The 8,926-nt window shown below is 67.5% G+C and carries 10 protein-coding genes; 5 read left to right on the forward strand and 5 right to left on the reverse strand.

Features of this window, described 5'->3' with window-relative positions:
* Positions 1–52: 52 nt before the first annotated feature.
* Positions 53–2,587 carry a DEAD/DEAH box helicase gene (locus BN4332_RS23560; protein ID WP_066901910.1) on the reverse strand — a complete coding sequence of 845 codons (2,535 nt, stop codon included), beginning with the start codon at positions 2,585–2,587 and terminating at the stop codon, positions 53–55.
* 89 nt (positions 2,588–2,676) lie between these two features.
* On the reverse strand, positions 2,677–3,150 hold the full coding sequence (locus tag BN4332_RS23565; protein WP_066901911.1) for a carboxymuconolactone decarboxylase family protein: 474 nt from the start codon (positions 3,148–3,150) through the stop codon (positions 2,677–2,679).
* 110 nt (positions 3,151–3,260) lie between these two features.
* On the opposite strand from BN4332_RS23565, the gene BN4332_RS23570 reads away from it, so the two are divergent.
* Positions 3,261–4,118, forward strand: a complete 858-nt coding sequence (locus BN4332_RS23570) for an adenylate/guanylate cyclase domain-containing protein (RefSeq protein ID WP_200820437.1) — start codon at positions 3,261–3,263, stop codon at positions 4,116–4,118.
* Here the strand turns inward: BN4332_RS23570 and BN4332_RS23575 are convergent.
* Entirely contained in the window at positions 4,069–4,764 is a 696-nt protein-coding gene (locus BN4332_RS23575) for a cutinase family protein (RefSeq protein WP_066901912.1), read from the reverse strand. The genes BN4332_RS23570 and BN4332_RS23575 overlap by 50 nt on opposite strands.
* A 118-nt stretch (positions 4,765–4,882) precedes the next feature.
* Here BN4332_RS23575 and BN4332_RS23580 point away from each other — a divergent pair, with 118 nt between their 5' ends.
* Positions 4,883–5,269, forward strand: a complete 387-nt coding sequence (locus BN4332_RS23580) for a nuclear transport factor 2 family protein (RefSeq protein WP_066901913.1) — start codon at positions 4,883–4,885, stop codon at positions 5,267–5,269.
* 42 nt (positions 5,270–5,311) lie between these two features.
* Positions 5,312–6,031, forward strand: a complete 720-nt coding sequence (locus BN4332_RS23585; protein ID WP_066901914.1) for an NUDIX hydrolase — start codon at positions 5,312–5,314, stop codon at positions 6,029–6,031.
* A 2-nt stretch (positions 6,032–6,033) separates the two neighbouring features.
* Here the strand turns inward: BN4332_RS23585 and BN4332_RS23590 are convergent, their stop codons facing one another.
* Positions 6,034–6,546, reverse strand: coding sequence for a flavin reductase family protein (locus BN4332_RS23590; RefSeq protein ID WP_066901915.1), 513 nt, complete (start codon positions 6,544–6,546; stop codon positions 6,034–6,036).
* A gap of 73 nt (positions 6,547–6,619) precedes the next feature.
* Here BN4332_RS23590 and BN4332_RS23595 point away from each other — a divergent pair, with 73 nt between their 5' ends.
* Together BN4332_RS23595 and BN4332_RS23600 are read left to right on the forward strand one after the other, a co-directional pair.
* A complete protein-coding gene (locus BN4332_RS23595; RefSeq protein ID WP_066901916.1) occupies positions 6,620–7,801 on the forward strand; it encodes a zinc-dependent alcohol dehydrogenase in 1,182 nt (393 codons plus the stop codon).
* Between the two features lie 36 nt (positions 7,802–7,837).
* Positions 7,838–8,515: a DsbA family oxidoreductase gene (locus BN4332_RS23600; protein WP_200820340.1), complete on the forward strand. Its 678-nt coding sequence runs from the start codon at positions 7,838–7,840 to the stop codon at positions 8,513–8,515.
* On the opposite strand, the gene BN4332_RS23605 is transcribed toward BN4332_RS23600, so the two are convergent.
* Positions 8,512–8,926 (reverse strand): TetR-like C-terminal domain-containing protein (locus BN4332_RS23605; protein WP_200820341.1); only part of this gene is annotated, 415 nt, incomplete at its 5' end. The genes BN4332_RS23600 and BN4332_RS23605 overlap by 4 nt on opposite strands.

Below are 8,926 nucleotides of genomic sequence, written 5' to 3' on the forward strand. Positions count from 1 at the left end.
GGGCCTTGCCGCAAGCCCAGGGTGCCGCGATAAAATGGGGTCTAGCAATCGCTCAGCCCATCCGTCCGGCATCGATGATCCGGAGCACCGCGGCCCCTTCCTCGTCGCTGGCCGCCAGGTCTACCTCCACGTCGAATCCCCAATCGTGATCTCCGGCAGGGTCGTCGAGGATCTGTCGTACTCGCCACACCTGCGGTTGCCGGTCGAAGATCAGCAACGCCGGCCCACGTGCGTCGGCGCCGGTGCGCACCTCGGCGTGCTCGTCGAAGTACTCGTCACCGACGTCGGCCCAGCGATCCGCCGTCCATCCGGATGCGGCATCCAGGGCGCCCAGCTCGTCCCAGCGGGACCGGGCGAACAACTCCACCCGCCGGAACAACGCGTTGCGTACCATCGCGGTGAATGCCCGCTCGTTGCCGGTGAGCGGGCGCGGCCGGGCCGGCATGGCCACCGGCACATCGTGCGGCTGATCGGGGCTGGTGAGCTGTTCCCACTCGTCGAGCAGGCTCGAATCCACCTGGCGCACCAGTTCTCCCAGCCATTCGACGATGTCGGCCAGCTGCTCGGTGCGGGCGGTGGCGGGCACACCTGAGCGCAGCGCCTTGAACGCATCCGACAGGTAGCGCAGCACGGCTCCTTCGGAGCGGGTCAGCCCGTAAAGGCTGATGTATTCACGGAACGTCAGAGCCCGCTCCCACATCTCGCGGACCACCGACTTGGGGGAGAGGTGCCCGTCGGCCGCCCACGGGTTGGTCTGCCGGTACACCTCGTAGGTGTGCTCCAGCAGTTCGGCCAGCGGCTTGGGATAGGTGATCTCGTCGAGCAGTTCGATGCGTTCGTCGTACTCGATCCCGTCGGCCTTCATCTGCGCCACCGCCTCGCCCCTGGCCTTGTTGAGCTGGGCGGCCAGGATCTGGCGGGGATCTTCCAGGGTGGCCTCGATCACCGAAACCACGTCCAGCGCATAGGTTTCCGCCTCGGGGTCGAGGACGTCGACGGCGGCCAGCGCGAAGGTGGACAGGGGCTGGTTGAGCGCGAAGTCCGGCGGCAAGTCCACGGTCAGCCGGTAGCGGCGACCATCGGCCTCGGGTTCGTCGAGTCGTTCCACCACGCCGGCCTGTAACAAGGACCGGGCGATGCCGACGGCCTCCCGGATGTGCTTCAGCTGGCGCTTGCGTGGTTCGTGGTTGTCGGTGAGCAGTCGGCGCATTGCCTCGAACGGATCGCCGGGACGGTCCACGACATCGAGGATCATGGCCGTCGACACCCGCATGTTGCTGGTCAGTGCTTCGGGTGCGGCGTCGATCAGCCGGTTCATGGTGTTCTCGCCCCACGGCACCATGCCCTCGGGGGCCTTGCGCCGCACCAGTTTCCGACGCTTCTTCGGATCGTCGGCCACCTTCGCGAACTGCTTGAGGTTCTCCACCTCGTGGTCGGGGGCCTGCACCACGACGGTGCCCACGGTGTCGTATCCGGCGCGGCCGGCCCGCCCGGCGATCTGGTGGAACTCGCGGGCGTTCAGGAGCCGCATGCGGGTGCCGTCGTACTTGGACAGCGCCGAGAACACCACGGTGCGGATCGGCACGTTGATGCCGACGCCGAGGGTGTCGGTGCCGCAGATCACCTTTAGCAAGCCGGCCTGGGCCAACTGTTCCACCAGGCGCCGGTACTTGGGCAGCATGCCGGCGTGGTGGACGCCGATCCCGTGCCGCACCAGCCGCGACAGCGTCGACCCGAATGTCGTCGAGAAACGAAAGCTGCCAATGTGTTCGGCGATCGCGGCCTTCTCCTCCTTGGTGCAGACATTGACGCTCATCAGCGCCTGCGCCCGTTCCAGCGCGGAGGCCTGGGTGAAGTGCACGACGTAGATCGGTGCCTGCTTGGTCTCGAGCAGGTCGGCGATGGTCTCGTGCATCGCGGTGGTGGCATACGAGTAGAACAACGGAACCGGCCGTTCGGCGCCGGTGACCAGCGCCGTCTCCCGGCCGGTGCGCCGGGTCAGATCCTTGCGCAGGAACGTCACGTCACCCAGCGTCGCCGACATCAACAGGAACTGGGCCTTCGGCAGTTCCAGCAGCGGTACCTGCCACGCCCAGCCGCGGTCGGGGTCGCCGTAGAAGTGGAACTCGTCCATCACCACCAGGCCGATGTCGGCGTCCTCGCCCTCCCGCAGCGCCAGGTTGGCCAGGATCTCGGCGGTGCAGGCGATGATCGGCGCGTCGGCGTTCACCGACGCGTCCCCGGTGAGCATGCCGACGTTGTCGGCCCCGAACACATCGCACAGCGCGAAGAACTTCTCGCTGACCAACGCCTTGATCGGTGCGGTATAGAAACTGACGCGGTCCGCGGCGAGCGCCGCATAGATCGCCCCGGTGGCCACCAGCGACTTGCCCGATCCGGTCGGCGTCGCGAGGATCACGTTCGCCCCGCTGACCAGTTCGATCAGCGCCTCCTCCTGCGCCGGGTACAGCGTGGTGCCATTGGCCTCGGCCCAGCCGGCGAAGTCGGTGAACAGCGCGTCGGCGTCGCCGCCCTTGGCTTGCAGTGCCGAGAGATCGTTCGGATCGTCGAGCAGGGGAGTGGTCATATTGATGACCAGCGTGCCAGTTCGCCCGGACCGCCGGCGTCCCGGTCGGTGCCACAGCTGGTGCGCCGACCGGGATCCGGTGCGCGCGGTTACCCGAACTGTCCCGGCTGGTAGTCGCCCGCGGGCTGCTGGATGATCACGTTCAGGCGGTTGACGGTGTTCATGAAGGCGATCAGGCACACCAACGCGGCCAGTTGGTTCTCGTCGTAGTGCTTGACCGCATTCGCCCACACCTCGTCGCTCACCCCGCCTGCCGCGTCGGCGATCCGGGTGCCCTGCTCGGTCAGTTCCAGCGCGGCACGCTCGGCCTCGGTGAACACCGTGGCCTCCCGCCACGCCGCGACCAGGTGGAGCCGTTGCTGGCTCTCCCCGGCGAGCGCGGCGTCTTTGGTGTGCATGTCGGTGCAGAAGCCGCAGCCGTTGATCTGGCTGGCGCGCAGCGCCACCAGTTCCTGTGTGGCCTTGGGCAGCTCCGAATCCTTGATCACCTTGCCGGCCGAGGTGACGTACTTGAGCATCTTGACGGCGGTCGGGTTCTCGAACAGATTCAAACGAGCATCCATGGTGACTCCTAGTCGATGGTGATTACCCCCTCAAGACACCGCCACTGCAAGAAATGTGACATGTGGGCGGGTGGCGCCGCCGTCCTCTGGCCGATAATCAGCGGGTGCCGATGCCGACCACTCTTGAGTTCGTGTTGCTGGTGGTGGTCGTCGTGCTGTTCGCGGCGTTCGTCACGTTCCTGGTGCTGTTCATCGTGAGCCGGCGGCAGCTGACGAATGCCCGGCGCGAGATCGAGCGCATGAAACTCGAGGACGAGGACCGCCGCCGGAGACGTCGTCGGGGGGTGGCGCCACTGGCGATCAAGACGGTGTTTCAGACCGCGGACATGCTGATCAACAAGGGGCTCGGCGCCACGGTGCGCAATTCAATCGAGGATCTGGCCGGGTGGGCCCAGGTGGAGCGACCGGATCTGGCTCGGCTGACCGCCGACGGCCGGGTGGTCATCGTGTTCTCCGACATCGAGGGGTCGACCGAGAGCAACGCCGCGATGGGCGACCGGGCCTGGGTAAAGCTGTTGGAGAAGCACAACAAGCTCGTGCAGGCGCGGGTGGACCGGCACGGCGGCCACGTGGTCAAGACGCAGGGTGACGGGTTCATGATCGCCTTCGCCGACCCGGAGAACGCGGTGCGGTTCGCCACGGACGTGCAGGGCGCCCTTGCCGAGAACCCGCAGCGGTGGCAGTCGATCCGGGTGCGGATCGGTGTGCACATGGGCACGTCGGTGCGCCGCGGCGACGACCTGTTCGGGCTCGACGTAGCGATGGCGGCCCGGGTGGCCGGGCAGGCCGATGGTGGCGAGATCCTCGTCAGTGAGACGGTCGCGGAGGCCGTCAGGCACCTCGACGATCTCGAGCTGGGTGCTCCGCGCGAAGTGGAGCTGAAGGGTCTGCCCGGGACCCACCGACTTTTTCCGGTTCTCAGCGTCGAGCAGCGGGCGCTGGAGGCGGCGGCTGGACGTGACGCGTGACCCATTGGGCGGCAAGCTTGATCAGGCCCGACTTCGGATAGCTGACGTGGGCGTTCCAGTCCCGCCCGAGTGAGCAGATCGGGTCGTTGGTGTTGCACAGGTCGGCGGTCCTGGCCCCGAAATCCGGGCTCATGCGGGTCAGGGGCTGGCCGAGCCGCGCCGAGGGATTGCCGAACACGACGACTGAGGCGATGCGCGGCACCACCGCGGCGGGCAGGGGAGCCGTGTAGCCCAGGCCCGCGATCGGTGAGGTGGCCACCACGTCGACGACTGCCGCGCCCTGCGAGTAGCCGCCCATCACGATCTTGGTCTTGGGGCACCGCGCCGCGGTCGCCTGGATGCGCTTGCTCATGTCGGTGGCCCCGGCGGCGGCTTTCATGAAGTCCCACGAAGCCGGGTACTGCACCGCGTAGGTACCGATCGTCGACCCTTTGACCATCGGGCGCAGTGTGTCGACGAAAGCCTGGCCGACGGCCCCGATGCCCGCGGGCTCGTCAGTGCCCCGGGCGAAGACGACCTCGATGTCCGGGCATTTCGGCGCGGCGGAGGCCGGGGGAGCGGGCAGCGGGCACATCGCGGCGGCCGCAGCCACCGCTGCCATGCCCACCCGGCTGCCGGTGCGCCGGGTCCACCCGCCGACAGGCATGCCTCTCCTCGATAATGATCTGTCCCATGTGAACCGCTGTACCCAGTAACCACTTCTACCACTGTTTTCACAGCCGTGCGCAGACATGGTGGCGTTGTCCAGCGGGTATTGCATAACGATGACCAGTCCAGTGCTCGATGAACTCCTGAAGATCGAACGGGCCGGGTGGGACTCGCTCTGCGAGTCGAGCGGTGCCGACTTCTACGGCGAGGTGATGCTGCCCGACGCCGTCATGGTGCTCGCCAACGGCATGGTGATGGACCGCAACACCGTGGTCAGCGCGCTCGCGCAATCCCCGCCGTGGCGGGCCTACGAGCTCAGCGGGGTCCACCTCGTTACCGCTGACGACGACAACGCCGCCCTGGTCTATCAGGCCACGGCCTACCGGGACGACGACGAGCCCGCCTTCGTCGGCGCCATGTCCAGCGTCTACCACCGGACTCCCGACGGATGGAAGCTCGTGCTGTACCAGCAGACCCGCAAGCCCGACCAGCCCACGTCCTGACCTCACCGGTCCGGTTCACCGCGCCCCGCATATGGTCGAGCGGTGACGATCGCCTATGACGAAGCCCTGCGGCAACAGATCGGGGCGAACCTGGCAACGCACGAACGCCGCCGGGTGACCGATCCGACGAAGCGGCACGCGGCCGTGGCGGTGGTCGTGGTGGACTCCGAACTCGGCGAGGACCGGGTGGACCCGGCACCCGTCGACGATTGGATCGGGGGACGGCCGATGCCAGAACCTGGACTGGACGGTCGCATGGTTGATGTTTCGGGCGGTGCAGCGTTTCTGTTGTGCCGCAGGACATCTCGCCTGTCCTCCCATGCCGCGCAGTGGGCCTTGCCCGGCGGCAGGCTGGATCCGGGCGAATCCGCGGTCGAGGCGGCGTTGCGGGAACTGGACGAAGAGGTAGGGGTGAACCTGCCGGAGTCGTCGGTGCTGGGCTTGCTCGACGACTATCCGACCCGCTCCGGATATGTGATCACCCCGGTGGTGATCTGGGGCGGCGGCCGGTTGGATCTGCGTCCCTCACCCGATGAGGTGGTGGCGGTCTACCGGGTGGGGCTGCACCAATTGCAGCGGCCGGATTCGCCGCGGTTCATCACGATTCCCGAGAGCCCGCGCCCGGTGGTGCAGATTCCGTTGGGCAACGATCTGATTCACGCGCCGACCGGTGCGGTGCTGCTGCAGATGCGCTGGCTGGGCCTGGAGGGCCGCACCGATCCCGTCGACGAACTCGAACAGCCGGTGTTCGCCTGGCGGTAGCCTCAGGCCTCGTGGCCGGGTTTGAGGTCGGCCACGTCGGTGAGGCTCACCCATGGTCGCGGCTCGTCGGGTGCCTGGCCGGCGACCGGATTCAGCAGGTAGCCGACGTGATCACCGAGATCGAAGCGGTCGAGGACGGCCCCGACGAACCAGGCCGGGGCGGCTTCGAGGACCGGGACCCCGGCCGGGCCGGCATGCCAACGGCATTCGGCGAACTTGTCGACCTCGTCGCCGGTCTGCCCGCCGAACCAGCGGGCCAATGCCAGGTCGTCGCGGGCGAGTAGGTGCACGCCGAGGTGGGTGGCCGATTCCGCCGCCGCATAGGTGTGGTTCTTCTTCGAGATGGCGGCCAGGAACCGGGGCGGATCGATGCTGGCCTGCGTGGTGAATCCGACCAGGCAGCCCGCCGGCCCGTCCTCGGCCCGTGCGGTCACGACGACCATCGGATAGTCGAGGAGTCCGACGAACCGGTCGAACCCGTCCCAGCTCTGCGCCACCAGACCATTCTCGGCCATGTCGGTGCCGGTTTGGCACCGGCCTGGCGGGGTAGCCCCCACCTGCGATACCGCGAGCGATGGGAGTGCACTTGTGAAAGCCGTTACCTGGCACGGCCGGCGGGACGTGCGGGTCGACACCGTGCCCGACCCTGAGATTCGTGAGCCCACCGACGCGATCATCGAGGTCACCTCGACCAATATCTGTGGCTCCGATCTACACCTGTACGAGGTGCTCGGCGCCTTCATGCATCCCGGCGACATCCTCGGCCACGAACCGATGGGCATCGTCCAGGAGGTGGGCTCGGCCGTCGCCAATCTGTCCGTGGGTGACCGAGTGGTCATCCCGTTCCAGATTTCGTGTGGGCACTGCTTCATGTGCGATCAGGAGCTCTACACCCAGTGTGAGAACACCCAGGTCCGCGAACACGGCATGGGCGCCGCCCTGTTCGGCTACTCGGAACTGTACGGCCGGATCCCCGGCGGCCAGGCCGAGTACCTGCGGGTGCCGCAGGCGCAGTTCACCCACATCAAAGTGCCGGAGGGACCGCCGGATTCGCGATTCGTCTATCTGTCGGATGTGCTACCCACCGCATGGCAGGCGGTCGCGTACGCGGAGATTCCCGACGGCGGCTCGGTGACGGTGCTCGGCCTCGGGCCGATCGGTGACATGGCGGCCCGCATCGCCGCGCATCTCGGCTATCGCGTGATCGCGGTCGATCGCATCCGGGAACGGCTGGCCCGAGCCGAAGAGCGTGGCATCACCACCATCGACCTGGACTCGCTCGACGAATCGGTGGGCGACGCCGTGCGGTCGATGACTGCCGGCCGCGGCACGGATTCGGTGATCGACGCCGTCGGGATGGAGGCCCACGGGTCACCGGTGGCCTCCACGTTGCAGAAGATGACCGCGCTGATGCCCGACGCGATCGCCAAACCGCTGATGCAGAACGCAGGTCTGGACCGGCTCGACGCGTTCTATGCGGCCATCGACATCGTCCGCCGCGGCGGAACCATCTCGCTGATCGGCGTCTACGGCGGCATGGCCGACCCGTTGCCGATGCTGACGTTGTTCGACAAGCAGATTCAGTTGCGGATGGGGCAGGCCAACGTCAAGAAGTGGGTGGGCGACCTCCTGCCGCTGCTCGGTGACGACAACCCGCTCGGGGTCGACGGGTTCGCCACCCACGTCCTGCCGCTCGGCGAGGCGCCGCATGCCTACGAGATCTTTCAGAAGAAGCAGGACGGCGCCGTCAAGGTCATGCTCAAGCCGTAGGCGTTTCGCAGCCACCGCGGTGGGAACCCGAACGGCATGACGATTCATGTGCGGCCGGGAACTGTGGTGGTATTCACCGATGTGGTGTGCGGGTGGTCGACCGTGGCGCTGCACAGGTTCTACGAGGCGCGGGAGAAAGCCGGCCTGACCGACGCCGTCCGGGTGGACCATCAGCTGTTCCTGCTCGAGGACGTCAACAAGTTCCCGATCCCGAAGCGCTACCTGGACAGCGAGATCCCGGTGGTGGGCGCGCTGGCACCCCAGTTCGGGTGGAAGCCCTGGCAGGGCGACGCGTCCACCTGGCCCATCACCTCGCTGCCGGCCAATGAGGCCGTGCACGCCGCCAAGCGGCAATCGCTGCAATCAGCCGAACGGCTCGACATGGCACTACGGCACGCGTTCTTCACCGACAGCAGGCCGATCTGCCTGCTGCACGAGATCCTCGACGTGGCTGACCGCTGCCCCGGTGTCGACGTGGACACCCTGCGTCGCGATCTTGAGGAAGGGACGGCGCGGGCCGACATGATGCGCGGGTACCGCGACCATGTCGAGGAGGTCCAGGGCAGCCCACACTTCCTCCTGCCCAACGGTTCTGACGTACACAATCCGGGTATCGAATTGCACTGGGTGGGCGAACCGGGTGCCGGTTTCCCGGTGGTGGACGCCGACGATCGGGCGGCGTTCGACGAACTCGTCAGGCGCGCAGCGGATTAGGGTTTGCCGCTCCTACGGCCGCGCCGCACGGTGGCCGCCGCGGGCGCGCTCGGACGTGGCGGTGTCGCGGGTGGGTCCAACCGCTCGAACGACCGGAGGATGCGGTCCCGGTCGCCGCCGAGGCCGACCAACAGATTGGTGATGTGCGGCGCCAGCACCCGGGCGACGCCGCCGCCGTCGGTGCCGAAGACGCCGATGATCTCGGCCAGGACGTAGCCGTGCATCATGGTCCAGATCTGGGCGGCGACGGCCACCGGATCGCCCTCGTCGATGGCACCGGCGTCCATACAGCGGCGGACGAAGGCGGGGATCTGGGCGAACACCGAGTTGATCTCGGACAGGTCGGCCGGATTGCCGTCGACGGTGAGATCGCGACCGACGGGTAGCGCGATGGACGGTGAGGTGATGCCG

It is taken from the genome of Mycolicibacterium houstonense (assembly GCF_900078665.2).
Taxonomy (GTDB): Bacteria; Actinomycetota; Actinomycetes; order Mycobacteriales; family Mycobacteriaceae; genus Mycobacterium; species Mycobacterium houstonense.